17 protein-coding genes and 3 tRNA genes are annotated in these 14692 nt (G+C 72.5%); 7 read left to right on the forward strand and 13 right to left on the reverse strand.

The annotated features are described in order from the left end of the window. Positions 1 to 106 precede the first annotated feature (106 nt). The gene (locus OTB19_RS03055) at positions 107 to 1126 is read left to right on the forward strand and encodes an adenosine deaminase (RefSeq protein ID WP_053682635.1); all 1020 of its coding nucleotides are present in this window, start codon (positions 107 to 109) and stop codon (positions 1124 to 1126) included. On the opposite strand, the gene OTB19_RS03060 is transcribed toward OTB19_RS03055, so the two are convergent. The 4 genes from OTB19_RS03060 to OTB19_RS03075 all read right to left on the reverse strand — a co-directional run bounded on the left by OTB19_RS03060 (position 1116) and on the right by OTB19_RS03075 (position 4898). Further along, positions 1116 to 1532: a hypothetical protein gene (locus OTB19_RS03060; protein ID WP_053682636.1), complete on the reverse strand. Its 417-nt coding sequence runs from the start codon at positions 1530 to 1532 to the stop codon at positions 1116 to 1118. The genes OTB19_RS03055 and OTB19_RS03060 overlap by 11 nt on opposite strands. A 15-nt stretch (positions 1533 to 1547) precedes the next feature. Then, a complete protein-coding gene (locus tag OTB19_RS03065; protein ID WP_267796330.1) occupies positions 1548 to 2696 on the reverse strand; it encodes a UDP-N-acetylmuramate dehydrogenase in 1149 nt (382 codons plus the stop codon). An 11-nt stretch (positions 2697 to 2707) separates the two neighbouring features. Then, positions 2708 to 4201 (reverse strand): DHA2 family efflux MFS transporter permease subunit, encoded by a 1494-nt coding sequence (locus OTB19_RS03070; protein ID WP_267796331.1) that lies wholly within the window; start codon positions 4199 to 4201, stop codon positions 2708 to 2710. Positions 4202 to 4313: 112 nt separating this feature from the next. Continuing rightward, a complete protein-coding gene (locus tag OTB19_RS03075; RefSeq protein ID WP_267796332.1) occupies positions 4314 to 4898 on the reverse strand; it encodes a TetR/AcrR family transcriptional regulator in 585 nt (194 codons plus the stop codon). A gap of 102 nt (positions 4899 to 5000) precedes the next feature. On the opposite strand from OTB19_RS03075, the gene OTB19_RS03080 reads away from it, so the two are divergent. Beyond that, on the forward strand, positions 5001 to 5549 hold the full coding sequence (locus OTB19_RS03080; RefSeq protein WP_267796333.1) for an NADPH-dependent FMN reductase: 549 nt from the start codon (positions 5001 to 5003) through the stop codon (positions 5547 to 5549). A gap of 98 nt (positions 5550 to 5647) precedes the next feature. On the opposite strand, the gene OTB19_RS03085 is transcribed toward OTB19_RS03080, so the two are convergent. From OTB19_RS03085 to OTB19_RS03105, 5 genes are all read right to left on the reverse strand, one after another. Beyond that, entirely contained in the window at positions 5648 to 6076 is a 429-nt protein-coding gene (locus tag OTB19_RS03085; RefSeq protein WP_267796334.1) for a MaoC family dehydratase, read from the reverse strand. Between the two features lies 1 nt (position 6077). Next, entirely contained in the window at positions 6078 to 6530 is a 453-nt protein-coding gene (locus OTB19_RS03090; protein ID WP_267796335.1) for a MaoC family dehydratase N-terminal domain-containing protein, read from the reverse strand. A gap of 204 nt (positions 6531 to 6734) precedes the next feature. After that, complete coding sequence (rpmG, locus tag OTB19_RS03095; protein ID WP_006604855.1) at positions 6735 to 6899, reverse strand: 50S ribosomal protein L33; 165 nt, start codon at positions 6897 to 6899, stop codon at positions 6735 to 6737. A gap of 89 nt (positions 6900 to 6988) precedes the next feature. Next, a tRNA-Met gene (locus tag OTB19_RS03100) sits at positions 6989 to 7061 on the reverse strand. 48 nt (positions 7062 to 7109) lie between these two features. Continuing rightward, positions 7110 to 7182 (reverse strand) — tRNA-Thr (locus OTB19_RS03105). Positions 7183 to 7578: 396 nt separating this feature from the next. Here OTB19_RS03105 and OTB19_RS03110 point away from each other — a divergent pair. Next, entirely contained in the window at positions 7579 to 8901 is a 1323-nt protein-coding gene (locus OTB19_RS03110; RefSeq protein WP_267796336.1) for an amidohydrolase family protein, read from the forward strand. 64 nt (positions 8902 to 8965) lie between these two features. Then, on the forward strand, positions 8966 to 9622 hold the full coding sequence (locus OTB19_RS03115; RefSeq protein ID WP_267796337.1) for an SDR family oxidoreductase: 657 nt from the start codon (positions 8966 to 8968) through the stop codon (positions 9620 to 9622). Between the two features lie 44 nt (positions 9623 to 9666). Here OTB19_RS03115 and OTB19_RS03120 read toward each other — a convergent pair whose 3' ends face one another. Beyond that, positions 9667 to 10107: a DUF3574 domain-containing protein gene (locus OTB19_RS03120; protein ID WP_267796338.1), complete on the reverse strand. Its 441-nt coding sequence runs from the start codon at positions 10105 to 10107 to the stop codon at positions 9667 to 9669. A 104-nt stretch (positions 10108 to 10211) separates the two neighbouring features. Between OTB19_RS03120 and OTB19_RS03125 the strand changes: the two genes are divergently transcribed. Beyond that, on the forward strand, positions 10212 to 10709 hold the full coding sequence (locus OTB19_RS03125) for a hypothetical protein (RefSeq protein ID WP_267796339.1): 498 nt from the start codon (positions 10212 to 10214) through the stop codon (positions 10707 to 10709). 65 nt (positions 10710 to 10774) lie between these two features. Here the strand turns inward: OTB19_RS03125 and OTB19_RS03130 are convergent. Beyond that, positions 10775 to 10856 (reverse strand) — tRNA-Tyr (locus OTB19_RS03130). Positions 10857 to 11056: 200 nt separating this feature from the next. Here OTB19_RS03130 and OTB19_RS03135 point away from each other — a divergent pair. Together OTB19_RS03135 and OTB19_RS03140 are read left to right on the forward strand one after the other, a co-directional pair. Then, positions 11057 to 11545: a YajQ family cyclic di-GMP-binding protein gene (locus tag OTB19_RS03135; RefSeq protein WP_267796340.1), complete on the forward strand. Its 489-nt coding sequence runs from the start codon at positions 11057 to 11059 to the stop codon at positions 11543 to 11545. Positions 11546 to 11841: 296 nt separating this feature from the next. Further along, on the forward strand, positions 11842 to 13275 hold the full coding sequence (locus tag OTB19_RS03140; RefSeq protein WP_267796341.1) for a SulP family inorganic anion transporter: 1434 nt from the start codon (positions 11842 to 11844) through the stop codon (positions 13273 to 13275). Between the two features lie 52 nt (positions 13276 to 13327). Here OTB19_RS03140 and OTB19_RS03145 read toward each other — a convergent pair whose 3' ends face one another. Beyond that, entirely contained in the window at positions 13328 to 13720 is a 393-nt protein-coding gene (locus OTB19_RS03145; protein ID WP_053682648.1) for a YccF domain-containing protein, read from the reverse strand. Next, positions 13717 to 14580 (reverse strand): zinc metalloprotease HtpX, encoded by an 864-nt coding sequence (htpX, locus tag OTB19_RS03150; RefSeq protein ID WP_266970183.1) that lies wholly within the window; start codon positions 14578 to 14580, stop codon positions 13717 to 13719. Before htpX ends, OTB19_RS03145 begins: the two co-directional genes overlap by 4 nt. Positions 14581 to 14692: the final 112 nt, after the last annotated feature.

The raw sequence follows: 14692 nt of genomic DNA on the forward strand, positions 1-14692 counted from the left end.
GCTCGTGCGTCTGCGGGGTCCGGCGGGAGTCGCTCACCCGTTCGAGCAAGACCCCGATGGGTAAAACGCCCTCCCGCTCGGCGCGTGAGTACGGCAGGATCACCGGATGGAGCACGTACGCGATCTCACGCTTCTGCCGAAAGCCCACCTCCACCTGCACTTCACCGGATCGATGCGCCCGTCGACCCTGCTGGAGCTCGCCGACAAGTACGGCGTGCGCCTGCCCGAGGCGCTGACCGGGGGCGAACCGCCCAAGCTGCGGGCCACCGACGAGCGGGGCTGGTTCCGCTTCCAGCGGCTCTACGACACCGCCCGGTCCTGTCTGCGCGAGCCCGACGACATCCGCAGGCTGGTGCGCGAGGCCGCCGAGGAGGACGTGCGGGACGGCAGCGGTTGGCTGGAGATCCAGGTGGATCCCACTTCCTACGCCCCGCTCCTCGGCGGGATGATCCCGGCCGTGGAGATCATCCTCGATGCCGTGGACGCGGCCTCCCGGGAGACCGGCCTGGGGATGCGGGTGATCATCGCGGCGAACCGCATGAAGCACCCCCTCGATGCCCGCACGCTGGCCCGGCTCGCCGTCCGGTACGCCGACCGCGGCATCGTCGGCTTCGGTCTCTCCAACGACGAACGCCGCGGCATGGCCCGTGACTTCGACCGGGCCTTCGCCATCGCCCGCGAGGGGGGCCTGTTGGCGGCCCCGCACGGCGGGGAGCTGACCGGCCCGGCCTCGGTCCGGGACTGCCTGGACGACCTGGACGCCTCCCGCATCGGGCACGGCGTGCGGGCGGCCGAGGATCCGCGGCTGCTGAAGCGGCTCGCGGACCGGCAGGTCACCTGTGAGGTCTGCCCGGCGTCCAACGTGGCCCTGGGCGTCTACGAGCGCCCCGAGGACGTGCCGTTGCGCACGCTCTTCGAGGCGGGGGTGCCGATGGCGCTGGGGGCGGACGACCCGCTCCTGTTCGGGTCCCGGCTGGCGGCCCAGTACGAGATCGCGCGCCGCCACCACGGTTTCACGGACGCGGAGTTGGCGGAGTTGGCCCGGCAGTCGGTGCGCGGTTCGGCCGCGCCGGAGGACGTCCAGGGGAAGCTGCTGGCGGGGATCGACCACTGGCTCACCGGGTGAGCCGCAGGTCTCCCTCGTAGCAGTCGGCCCGGACGCGGTCGCCGTCGACGAAGCCGATCTCCAGGTGGGTGCGCCCGGTCTCGGGGACGGCGTACTCGGCCACGGTGGCGACGGTCTCGCCGAGGTGGCGCAGGAAGGGGTGGTCGCCGAGGTCCTCGCCGACCTCGATGCGGCCCCACTCCCCCATGTCGTAGGGCGCGTGCGGGGACTCCGACTCGACGATGAGGCACTGGTCGGACCCGGTGGTGATGCGGGTGGACTCGCCCTCGTTGTCGATGAGCCACACGTCGAGCGGCGCCTCGGAGCGTTCGCCCTCGTAGACGTGCCAGGACGCGACGACGCTGCTGATCGTGCGTCCCACCAGCCGGGTGGGGTCCGTGCCGGCACCGTGCAGGGGGCATTGCATGGCGGCCGGGACTCCTCAGATGCTGACGCCGACCGTCACCGGTTCGTTGACCAGGGTGACGCCGAAGGCCGCGTGGACGCCCGCGACGACCTCGCGGGCCAGGGCGAGGAGGTCCTCGGTGGTGGCCTCGCCGCGGTTGGTGAGGGCGAGGGTGTGCTTGGTGGAGATCCGGGCGGGGCCGGTGCCGTAGCCCTTGGTGAAGCCGGCCTTGTCGATCAGCCAGGCCGCGCTGGTCTTCGTCCGGCCGTCGCCCGCGGGGTAGGCGGGCGGGGCGGTCTCGGCGCCGAGGCGGTCCTGGACCCGGGCGAGGAAGGCGGCGTAGGCCTCGTCGCTCAGGATCGGGTTGTGGAAGAACGAGCCGGCCGACCAGGTGTCGTGGTCGGCGGGGTCGAGGACCATGCCCTTGCCGGCGCGCAGGCGCAGCACGGTCTCGCGGGCGGTGGCGGCCGGGACGCGGTCGCCGGCCTCCACACCGAGGGCGCGGGCGGTCTCGGGGTACTTGATCGGCGCGGACAGGCCGCCGGCGTCTTCGAGGGCGAAGCGCACGCGCAGGACCACGTAGCGGCCGGGCTGGTCCTTGAAGGTGCTGTTGCGGTAGCGGAAGCCGCACGCGTCGGCGGGGAGGGTGACCGTTTCGCCGGTGGTGCGGTCGTAGGCGACGACCTCGGTGATGGTGTCGCAGACCTCCTGGCCGTACGCCCCGACGTTCTGGATGGGCGTGGCGCCGGCGGAGCCGGGGATGCCGGCGAGGCACTCGATGCCGGCGAGGCCGGCGTCGACGGTGCGGGCGACGGCGTCGCTCCAGTTCTCGCCGGCGGCGAGCTCCAGGCGCGTGCCGTCGAGGGTGAACCCGGTGGTGGCGATGCGCAGGGCGGTGCCGGCGAATCCCCGGTCACCGATGACCAGGTTGCTGCCGCCGCCGATGATCAGCAGCGGGGTGCCGGTCTCGTCCGCGGCGCGGACGGCGGCGATCACCTCGGCGTCGGTGGTCGCGGTGACCAGCCGGGCCGCGGGGCCGCCGAGGCGGAAGGTGGTCAGCGGGGCGAGGGGGGCGTCGTGGAGTTCCTGCACGGGGACAAGAGTACGGTCCGTCCCCCTCGCATCCCTGCGGGGCCACGGACCGTACCGGTTCTTCCCCCGTGTCGGCGGGGTGCCCGCCGACACGGGGCCCGGCCTCAGCCGGCGGCGGGCACCTTGGCCGGCGCCGGGGCGGCGGCCTCGGGGCTCGCGGGGGTCGTGGGAGTCGCGGGGAGGTCCCGGGTCTTGGCCCTGCCCGGGAGCAGGAGGGCCAGGCCGGCGGCGAGGGCGACGGCGATCGCGCCGATCCACAGGGCGGGGATCGTGCCGTCGGTGAAGGCTTGGGGGCTCTCGTAGCCGCCCTGGGCGGAGAAGACCGAGGCGAGGACGGCGACTCCGAGGGCGCCGCCGACCTCGCGGAGGGCGTTGTTGGTGCCGGAGGCCTTGCCCTGGTCGGCGGGGGCCACGGTGGACATCAGCACGTTGGCGGCGGGGGCGAAGTACAGGGCCATGCCGATGCCGCTCAGGACGAGGGCGGGGAGCTGGGCGGCGTACGAGACGTCGGCGCTGAGGATCACCGCGAACCAGCCGAGTCCGAGGGCCTGGAAGGCCAGTCCGGCGGCGACGACCGGCCGGCCCCCGATGCGGTCGGAGAGGATGCCGGCGATCGGCGCGACGATCATCGGCATGCCGGTCCAGGGGAGCATGCGCAGTCCGGCCTCGGTGGGCGAGTAGCCGGCGACGCCTTGGAGGAACTGGGCGAGCAGGAAGATCGAACCGAACATGCCGAGGAACATCAGCAGGCTGGCCAGGTTGATCCCGAGGAAGCCCCGGTTGCGGAAGAGCCGCATGGGGAGCATGGGGTTCGCGTGGCGGATGCCGTGGCGGATGAAGGCGCCGACGAGCGCGCTGCCGAGGATCAGGCCGGTGAGGACGGGGGCGCTGGTCCAGCCCTCGGAGTTGGCGTTGACCAGGGCGTAGACGATCCCGAAGAGGCCGCCGCTGATGAGGATCGTGCCGGGGACGTCGAGGCGGGAGTCGGGGGCCGTGGACTCGGCGAGCCGCAGTCGGGCGAGGGGGATCAGGGCGAGACCGATCGGCACGTTGAGCCAGAAGATCCACTGCCAGGAGATGTGTTCGGTGAGGCTGCCGCCGATGAGGGGGCCGCTGGCGACGGCGAGGCCGGTGACGGCCCCGTAGATGCCGAGGGCCATGCCGCGTCGGGCGGCCGGGACGGCGGCGGTGAGGAGGGTGAGGGTGAGCGGCATCATGATCGCCGCGCCCACGCCTTGGACGGCCCGGGCGGCGATCAGCTCGTCTATGCCGGGTGAGAGGGCCGCGGCGGCCGAGGCGCCGGTGAAGATCGAGAGTCCGACGATGAACAGCCGGCGGCGGCCGAAGCGGTCACCGAGGGCGGAGCCGAACATGAGGAGCACGGCGAAGGTGAGCGTGTAGGCGTTCACCGTCCACTCCAGGTCCTCCAGCTTGCCGCCGAGGTCCTCGCGGATCGCGGGCAGGGCGGTGGTGACGACGAGGTTGTCGAGGGCCGCCATGAAGCTGGCGACGCCGGTGAGGACGAGGGCCCAGACGGCGGGTCCCTTGAGCCTGGTGTCGGCGCTCGTGTCGCCGGGTGCGGTGCCTTGCCTGTCCACGTTTCCCCCTACAGATGCTGTTTGTTAGTTATTGCTGACTAACTTCTCTGCCCGCACGACCGCCGGGACGGGGTCGAACGGTGGCCCGGCCGATGACGCGGCCGGTCGCGTACTAGGCGCTCGTACGGACGTCGGGTCCGGGGCCGTCCGCCTCGTCCAGGAGGCGACACCCCTCCCAGACGCGGTGCTCGGGCGGGAAGCCCAGGGCGGAGAGGGTGTTGATGAGCATCCCGTGCGCCATGAAGCCCGCGACCTGGTCGGCGTCGCCGCCGATCGCCGCCCGCACGGTGTCCCACAGGCGCATCCAGCCGGCCCGGACCATCTCCCCGAACTCCGACTCCCCCGCGGCCTCGGCGGCCGCGACGGCCACGTTCGACTGGAGTTGCATCAGGAGCTTGTCGGGGTGCTCGGCGATGAGCCGCTTGTACGTCTGCGCCATGGCCTTGAGCGCTTCCTCGCCGCCGAGGCCCTCGGAGGCCTCCTCGAAGGCGAGCCGGATGTCCTCGGTGCAGCGGGCGACGACTTCGATGAAGATCGCCTGCTTGCTCGGGAACAGCCGGAACAGGTAAGGCTGCGAGACGCCCACCCGCTTGGCGATCGTCTCGGTGGAGGTCCCGTGGTAACCGCCCCGCGCGAACTCGTGCATCGCCGCACGGATGACGCTCTCGCGTCGCTCGTCTGCGCTCATCCTTGCCATGGAAGTAAGTTAGTACTCAATCACTAACTTCGTCAACGCCTCTTCGCGGGCCGCCTCCCGACCCCTTCGGCCGCGGCATCGCACGGCCGTAGCATCTCGCCCGTGACCCGAACCCCGCACCTCGCCCTGATCAGCGGAAGCACCCGCGCCGGCTCCACCAACACCTCGGTGATCCTGACCGTTCCCGAGGTCCTCGGCGAGGCGGTGCGCGCCACGCCCTACCTCGACCTGGCGAGGCTCCCGCACTTCAATCCCGACGACGACGTGGAACCCCTGCCGGCCGAGGTCGTCCGGCTGCGCGAGCTGATCGCGGGGGCGGACGCGGTGCTGTTCTGCACGCCGGAGTACGCGGGCGATCTCCCCGGCTCGTTCAAGAACCTGCTGGACTGGACGGTCGGCGGCGTCGAGATCGTGGACAAGCCGGTCGGTTGGATCAACGCGTCCTCGTCCCCGACGGGCGCCGCGGGGGCCCACCGGGCGTTGCGCACGGTCCTCGGCTACACGGGGGCGAGCGTCGTGGAGGAGGCCTGCGCGCGGGTACCGGTCCCCCGGGCCGTCGTGGACGCGGGAACGGGGACGATCACCGACCCGGCCGTCCGCGAGGCGGTCGCGGAGGCCGCCCGCCGGCTGCTCGCCGCGATCCCCCGGTAGGAACCGGTCCCCCGGCAGGACGTCCGCCGCGGGGCGGCGGCGCGGCGACCGGCGGGCCGGGACGGCCCCTGCCCGACGGTCGCGGGCGCGCGCCGGCCTCAGGCCAGTCGGACCACGGCGCGCGACATGCCCAGGACCTTCTGGCCCGCGCTCATCGCCGTCAGGTCCACCCGGACCCGGTTGTCGTCCAGCTTGGCCGCCACCTTGGCGGTGACCTCGATCAGGGCGCCCGTGTCGTCGTTGGGGACGACGACGGGCTTGGTGAAGCGCACGCCGTACTCGACGACCGCGCCGGGGTCGCCCAGCCAGTCAGTGACCACGCGGATCGCCTCGGCCATGGTGAACATGCCGTGCGCGATCACGTCCGGCAGCCCGACCTCCTTGGCGAACTTCTCGTTCCAGTGGATCGGGTTGAAGTCACCCGAGGCGCCCGCGTACCGGACGAGCGTGGCGCGCGTCACGGGGAAGGAGGCCGCCGGGAGTTCGGTGCCGACCTCCACGTCGGCGTACTGGATCTGCGCGGTCATCTCAGGCCTCCTGGGGAGCGCGGGACACGAGCTTGGTCCACGCCGTCACCACGTGCTCGCCGGAGGCGTCGTGGACCTCGCCCCGGATGTCGATGATGTCGTTGCCCGCGAGCGACTTCACGGCCTCGATGGTGGAGGTCACGGAGAGCCGGTCGCCGGCCCGCACGGGGCGGACGTACGCGAACTTCTGGTCACCGTGCACGACGCGGCTGTAGTCCAGACCCAACTGCGGGTCCTCGATGACCTGGCTCGCCGCCTGGAACGTGATGGCGAACACGAAGGTCGGCGGCGCGATCACGTCCTGGTGACCGAGCGCCTTCGCGGCTTCGGGGTCGGTGTAGACGGGATTCTCGTCGCCCACGGCGACGGCGAATTCGCGGATCTTCTCCCGGCCGACCTCGTACGGATCGGTGGGCGGGTAGCTCCGCCCCACGAAGGTCTGGTCGAGGGCCATGGCTCACTACCTCCTGTTGAGGGACATCAAAGTCACGAGGAACGCGTCACGGATCACCGGCCGCGGCCCCTCGGGCGCGGGGACGTCACGCACGGGGAACAGGGGCGGGGCCCGGAAGGATCCGGACGCGGAAACGACACGAGGCCGCCCCCCGATGAAAGGGGACGGCCTCGTGACGGTGCCTGTATTCGAGACTCGCCAGGGTCAGCGGGTCTCGCGGTGCGCGGTGTGCGAGTTGCAACGCGGGCAGTGCTTCTTCATCTCAAGACGGTCCGGGTCGTTACGCCGGTTCTTCTTGGTGATGTAGTTCCGCTCCTTGCACTCCACGCAGGCCAGCGTGATCTTCGGGCGGACGTCGGTGGCAGCCACGTGAGTGCTCCTTGACGGACAATTGGGACGGATGAACGCATACAAGAGTAGCCGACCGGGAGACCGACCCCGCAATCGGCTACTGTGTGTAGCGGCGACCGGACTTGAACCGGTGACACAGCGATTATGAGCCGCTTGCTCTACCGACTGAGCTACGCCGCTTTGATGTGATCGACTCCCCACCCGAGGGTGGGGAACCTCTCTCACCAGAGCCCCAATGCGGAATCGAACCGCAGACCTTCTCCTTACCATGGAGACGCTCTACCGACTGAGCTATTGGGGCGAGCGATGAAGACATTACACGGTTGCCCGCCGATCGCCCAAATCCTTTGCGGGGACCGGGCTCCGAGGGGGTTCGACCCGGATCGGCGGATCGACCCGTGCACCCCTCTCGCCGCGTTTTCCCCGGAATTCCGGGCCGAATGTGAGCGAGGTCACGCGCCCGGCGCCGGTGATCCCGCCCCGATCTCACGCTCTGTGCATGCCGAGCGGCCTCGAAGGGGCCGAAGAGCGCCGGCGCACGCCGAATCCCGTCACGGGGGCACCACACCGGTACGACTATTTCGCTCCTCCGCGAACCGGGGAGGAGCGAGCCCTAGGCTCTGAGCACGCTGCGTGATCTTGGGCCGCGGGCCGCGGCCACGGACCCGGGAAGCGCCCGAGCCACCGCAGGAGCGCGATGTCCGACAGCCCGCCGCAGCAGCCGTCCCACTCCCCGCACGGCGGCCGGGGCGAGGGCGGCGGCCATGGACCCGCACAGGGCCCCCGAAGCCACCCGGGGGGTCCCGCCGCCGGACCCGAGCCCATCACCCTGCTGCTCGCCGGCGCCCGCCTCACCGACGGCCGCACCGTCGACGTCCGGCTCGGCGGGGGCGGCCGCATCCAGGCCGTCGGAACCCCCGGGAGTCTGCCGGCCCCCGCGCTCTCCCGCGTGGACCTGACCGGGTACCTGCTGCTGCCCGCCCCCGCCGAGCCGCACGCGCACGGCGACACCGCCCTGACCGCGGACGGCGAGGGGCCCGTCTCCCACGCCCCCGACGAGGTGCAGCGCCGGGCCACGGAGGCCGCGCTGCTCCAGCTCGGGCACGGCGCCACCGCCCTGCGCTCCCACGTACGGATCGGCGACGTCCACGGGCTCGGCCCGATGGCGGCCGTGCTCCAGGCCCGCCGCTCGCTGCGGGGGCTCACCGACCTGACCACCGTCGCCGTGCCCCGGCTGCTGACCGGGGTCGCCGGGGCGGACGGCCTCGCCATGCTCCGCGACGCGGTCAAGATGGGGGCCTCGGTGATCGGTGGCTGCCCGGACCTCGACCCCGACCCCACCGGCTTCGTCGAGGCCGTCCTGGAACTCGCCGCCGAGCACGGCTGCCCCGTGGACCTCCACACGGACGGGGACGACCCGGCGCGCCTGGCCCGCCTCGCGGCGATGGCCGGCGGGCTGCGCCCCGGTGTCGGCATCGGCCCCTGCGGCGGCCTGTCCCGGCTCCCGCTGGACGTGGCGACCCGCGCCGCCGACCGGCTGGCCGCGGCCGGCGTACGGGTCACCTGCCTGCCCCAGGGGGACTGCGCGGCCCTGGAGCGGCGCGGCCTGCGCACCGCGCCCGTCCGGCTGCTGCGGGCCGCCGGGGTCCGGGTCTCGGCCGGGAGCGGGGCCCTGCGCGACGCCGGCAACCCGGTCGGCCGGGGCGACCCGCTCGAAGCGGCGTACCTGTTGGCCTCCCAGGGCGGCCTCCGGGCCGCGGAGGCCTACGAGACGGTCAGCGCCTGTGCCCGCGAGGCCATGGGCCTGCCCGAGGTGCGGGTGGAGGCGGGCTTCCCGGCGGAACTGCTCGCGGTGCGCGGGGACCGGATCGCCGGGGTGCTCTCGCTGGCCTACAGCCGGATCGTGATCCACCGGGGGCGCGTCGTAGCCCGGACGAGTGCCGTACGGGAGTACTGCGACTCCGCGGTCGCGGTGGCCCTGGACCTGCCCCGGCAGGGGCGTACCGAGCCCGGCCCCTGAGTGGCGGGGGCCGTTCGCCGCCGCTTCGCGGGCGCGGGCGCCCGGCTCGACGTACGGTCGGGGCATGCGCATCGTCATCGCGGGTGGACACGGTCGGATCGCGCTGCGGCTGGAGCGTCTGCTCTCCGCGCGCGGGTACGAGGTCGCGGGCATCGTCCGCGACCCGGAGCAGGGCGACGACCTGCGGGACGCGGGGGCCGAACCGGTGCTCTGCGACCTGGAGTCGGCGACCGTCGAGCACGTGGCGGGGATCCTCCAGGGCGCCGACGTGGCCGTGTTCGCGGCCGGGGCGGGAGCGGGCAGCGGCATCGAGCGCAAGGACACCGTGGACCGGACCGCGGCGGTCCTCTTCGCCGACGCGGCCGAACGGGCCCGCGTACGCCGCTTCCTGATGGTCTCCTCGATGGGCGCCGACGCCCGCCACGACGGCGACGAGGTCTTCGACTTCTACCTGCGGGCGAAGGGCGAGGCCGACGACCACCTCCGCACCCGGCTGGGCCTGGAGTGGACGATCCTGCGCCCGGGCGCGCTCACCGATCAGGCCGGTACGGGCCTGGTCCGTCTGGAGGCGGACACGGGCCGGGGGTCGATCCCGCTCGACGACGTCGCGGCGGTCCTCGCGGAGCTGATCGAGACCCCGGCGACGGCGGGCCTGATCCTGGAACTGCTCTCGGGCTCGACCCCGGTCTCGGTGGCGGTCAAGGACGTGGCGGGCAACTGACGTCGGACGCGGAGCCCGGGTCCGGGCCCCGGGCCGCGGGTGGGTCAGAACTCGGCGCTGACCTTGTCGTCGGAGCGGCCCACCGAGTCCTGTCGGAACCGGTGCTCGTACGTCCGCCGGATGTGCTCGATGTGCGCGCCGCGCTCCTGCGCCTCCTTCTCCGGGTACAGCAACACCACCTCGTACGAGGTCTCGTGGACGATCCGGCCGTCCTGGCCGCGCCACTGGCCCCGCCCGTGGTGGACGGTGAGTCCCTCGGGGAAGGCCGGGGTGATCTCGCGGTCGAGGAAGCGGGTGAACTCCCCCTCCCCGACCGGCCCCTGACCGCCCGGGCGCTCACTGCCGAAGTACAGCCGCGTCTCCTGGTACGGCTCCCCCACGTGGGTGTCCAGAGCCGCCCCGACCAGGGCCGGGATGCCGGCGCCGAGCAGGGCGAGCAGGACGCCGCCCCCGACCTTGCCTCGTGTGTCCGATGTCCAATGCACGGCCCTTGAACGACCCGACGCCCCCATCGGTGCGCCGGAGGCGCCCGATAGGGTCACTGCGGATTCGGCCGCGGGGACGGTCGGACGAGGCACCGGGGTGGGGCATGGGCGACGGCGACTGGCGGATCGGCGAGGCGGAGGGGGCCCGGCTCGCCGCCCGGTGGTGGAAGTGGGCCCTGTCCGCGCCGGAGGACCGCAGTCCCCTCGGTGACACCACGGGGCGCAACGCCGGATGGCGGCAGCCCGAGGACCTCTGGTTCCTCGCCGGGACGCACGGTGGCCGCGTGGTGCGGCGGTGCACGGTCCCGAGCGGCCGCCGGTTGTTCTTCCCGGTGTTGAACACCCAGCGGGCGGCGGTCCCGTTCGTCACCAGACCGTGGATACCGACCGTGGCGCGGGCGCGGGCGGCCCTGAACAGCGTGCCGCTGAGGCTGGAGGAGTTCTCCTCGAAGCCGTTCCAGTCCCTGGGGATACCCCGAGTCGCGTGGGGCCTGTGGTGCGGGCTCGGCCCGCTTCCGGCGGGTCAGTACGTACTGGAGATCGCGGCGTCCGCGACGAACGGCTTCTGGGTCGACATCACGTACCACCTGACGGTGGAGTGAGGGCGGGGCGGGTCGGAGAACGAAGAAGGCCCCCGTTCACTGGGTGAACGGGGGCCTCTTTCGCGTGGCGGCGCCAGGGTTCGAACCTGGGTAGGCTGAGCCGGCAGATTTACAGTCTGCTCCCTTTGGCCACTCGGGCACACCGCCAAGAGATGTTGCCGTTTTTCCGCCTTGCGGCGGCGCTCCGTGGCAACGACGTAAACAATACCCGATGGCCGGGGGTGCTTCGCCACAGGATTGATCAGCGCCGCACGTGGGCGTGGTGGCTAGGCTTTGCGGAGCGGGCCGGGGTTGTCCGGCCGCGCCCTCCGGGGCACCACACAGCCGACTTCAAGGAGCCACAGCACATGGCCGACTCCAGTTTCGACATCGTCTCGAAGGTCGAGCGGCAGGAGGTCGACAACGCCCTCAACCAGGCCGCCAAGGAGCTCTCCCAGCGTTACGACTTCAAGGGGACGGGCGCGTCGATCGCCTGGTCCGGCGAGAAGATCCTGCTGGAGGCGAACTCCGAGGAGCGCGTGAAGGCCGTCCTCGACGTGTTCGAGACCAAGCTGGTCAAGCGCGGAATCTCGCTCAAGGCCCTGGACGCCGGTGAGCCGCAGCTGTCCGGCAAGGAGTACAAGATCTTCGCGACGATCGAGGAGGGCATCTCCCAGGAGAACGCCAAGAAGGTCGCGAAGATCATCCGCGACGAGGGCCCCAAGGGCGTCAAGGCCCAGGTCCAGGGCGAGGAGCTGCGCGTCAGCTCCAAGAGCCGCGACGACCTCCAGACCATCCAGGCCCTCCTCAAGGGCAAGGACCTGGACTTCGCGATCCAGTACGTGAACTACCGCTGATCGACCGCGCGGCCATCGCGTGTGGCCGTGAGCACGCACCCCTCCGCGAGCCCGTCCGCACCCGCGGACGGGCTCGCGGCGGTCGGGGCCGGGTTGGGGGTTCGGGGCCGGGTTGGTTCGGGGCCGGGTGCGGGGCGGTGCCCTGACGTGCCCGGTTCCCGCAGGGTGGTGGACCGCGCGTGTGCGGGGCGCGTGCGGCGCACGCTCCACCGCGGGCCCCCGTGGTCACTGCCGGCGGGCCGGTGCGCCCGCCACGCTGGGGGACGACCATCCACCACGTGGCAGGGGGTTCTCGCATGCCTGGGGCCGGTACGTTTCGCGAAGACTTCGGGGCGTCCGTCGTCGTCGCGCTCGTCGCGTTGCCGCTCTGTGTGGGGGTTGCCGTCGCCTCCGGGGTGCCGGCCGAACTCGGCATCGTCACCGGGGTGGTCGGGGGTCTCGTCACCGGCTGGTTCCGCGGAAGTTCGCTCCAGGTCAGCGGCCCGGCCGCGGGGCTGACCGTACTCGTCTACGAGGCCGTGCAGGCGTACGGTCTGCCCGCGCTCGGGGTGCTGGTGGTGGCCGCGGGGCTGCTCCAGCTCGGCATGGGGGCGCTCCGGCTGGGGCGGTGGTTCCGGGCGATCTCCGTCGCCGTGGTGCAGGGGATGCTGGCCGGGATCGGGCTCGTGCTGATCGCCGGTCAGTTGTACGCGCTGGGTGGGGTCCGGGCGCCCGGGGAGACCCTCGCGAAGCTGGGCGGGGTGCACGTGCTCGGGGCGCAGGCCGACTGGGCCGCCGTGGCGCTCGGGGCCGGGACCGTCGCCGTGATGGTGGCGTGGCGCCGCGCGCCGGCCCGGGTCCGGCTCGTGCCGGGGGCGCTCGTCGGGGTGGCGGCGGCGACCGCCGCGGCCGCGCTGTTGCGGCTCCCGGTGGACCGGGTGCGGGTGACGGGCGTGCTGGAGGCGGTGACCCTGCCGACCGTGGGCGACTTCGGGGTGCTGCTGTCGGTGGGAGCCGTGGGAACCGTGGTGGCGCTCGCTCTGATCGCGTCCGCGGAGACCCTGTTCAGCGCGGCGGCCGTCGACCGCATGCACGACGGGCCGCGCACCCACTACGACCGGGAGTTGGTCGCCCAGGGCGTCGGGAACCTCACCTGCGGGCTGCTCGGGGCGCTGCCGATGACCGCGGTGATCGTGCGCAGCGCCGCGAACGTGGAGGCGGGGGCCCGGACCCGGGCGGCGCGGGTGATGCACGGGGGTTGGCTGTTGTTGTTCGCCGTGGCCCTGCCGCAGGTGCTGGAGGTGGTACCGCTCGCGGCGCTGGCCGGGGTGCTGCTGCACGCCGGGTGGAAGCTGCTGCCGGCCAGGGCGGTGGCCGCGCTGTGGCGGACGCACCGGGGCGAGGCGGTGGTGCTGGTGGTGACCGCGTCGGCGATCGTGGCGACCAACCTGTTCGAGGGGGTGCTCATCGGTCTGGGGCTGGCCGTCGCCAAGGCGGCCTGGGAGACCTCCCACGTGCACCTGGAGGAGGTCCGGGAGGGGGACGTGCTGTGCGTCCGGGTGGTGGGGAACGCCAACTTCCTGCGGCTGCCGAAGCTGCTGGACTCCCTGGACGCGCTGCCGCCCGGGCAGCGCGTCCGGCTGGACCTCGGCGGGCAGCGGCACCTCGACCACGCCTGCCTGACGGCTCTCGACGGGTGGGAGCGGGCGCGTGCCCGTACGCCCCTGCCCGGGCGCGAGGGCGTCGCCTAGGGCGACGCCCGGGGCCCGGCGGCCCGTGGGCCCGCCGGCCCCGCGAGGCGGGTCAGCGGGAGGCGAAGGGGGCGTCGGTCGGGACGATCTCGCGGCCCAGCGGGAGCAGGGAGAGCGGGACCATCTTGAAGTTGGCGATGCCGAAGGGGATGCCGATGATCGTGACGCAGAGCGCGATGCCGGTGACGATGTGGCCGAGGGCCAGCCACCAGCCCGCCAGGACCAGCCACAGGACGTTGCCGACGCAGGAGCCCGCGCCGGAGTCGTGGCGCTCGACGGTGGTGTAGCCGAAGGGCCACAGGGCGTACACCGCGATGCGGAAGGCGGCGATGCCGAAGGGGATGCCGATGATGGTGATGCAGAGGATCACACCCGCGAGGCAGTAGCCGAGGAACAGCCAGACGCCGCTGAGTACGAGCCAGATCACGTTCAGGATTGTCTTCACTGCGTACGGCCTGCCATCTGTTCGAGCCGGGCGATGCGCTCGGCCATCGGGGGGTGCGTCGAGAACATCCTCGACAATCCCTCACCGGGGCGGAAGGGGTTGGCGATCATCATGTGACTCGCCGTCTCCAGACGTGGTTCCGGGGGCAGCGGCAGCTGCTTGGTGCCGGCGTCCAGCTTGCGCAGGGCGCTCGCCAGGGCCAGGGGGTCGCCGGTGAGCTGGGCTCCGGAGGCGTCGGCCTCGTACTCGCGCGAGCGGCTGATGGCAAGCTGGATCACGGACGCGGCCAGCGGGCCGAGAATCATGATCAGCAGCATGCCGAACAGGCCGGGTCCCTCGTCGTCGTTCGAGCGGCCGATGGGGATCAGCCAGGCGAAGTTGACCAGGAACATGATCACGGAGGCGAGGGCTCCGGCGACGGACGAGATGAGGATGTCGCGGTTGTAGACGTGGCTCAGCTCGTGGCCGATGACCCCGCGCAGCTCGCGTTCGTCGAGGATGCGCAGGATGCCCTCGGTGCAGCAGACCGCGGCGTTGCGCGGATTGCGGCCGGTGGCGAAGGCGTTGGGGGCCTCGGTGGGTGAGATGTAGAGCCGGGGCATGGGCTGGCGCGCGGAGGTGGAGAGCTCGCGGACCATGCGGTACAGCTCGGGGGCCTCGAACTCGCTCACGGGGCGGGCGCGCATCGCGCGTAGAGCCAGCTTGTCGCTGTTCCAGTACGCGTACGCGTTCGTCCCGAGGGCGATGAGGACGGCGACGATCAGGCCGCCCCGCCCGAAGAAGCTTCCGATGACGATGATGAGTGCGGACAGCCCGCCGAGGAGTACGGCGGTCTTCAGCCCGTTGTGCCGGCGGTGCACGGTACGCCCTCCAAGTGGTGCGGCAGGGGGACCCCGTCCAGGATCTTCGGTGCGAAGGGTCTCCGGTCCAGTGGACCCTTCCTTCCTGGTCAACGCGAGGTGAGGGCGTCTG

Source organism: Streptomyces sp. H27-H5 (assembly GCF_026627505.1).
Lineage (GTDB): Bacteria > Actinomycetota > Actinomycetes > Streptomycetales > Streptomycetaceae > Streptomyces.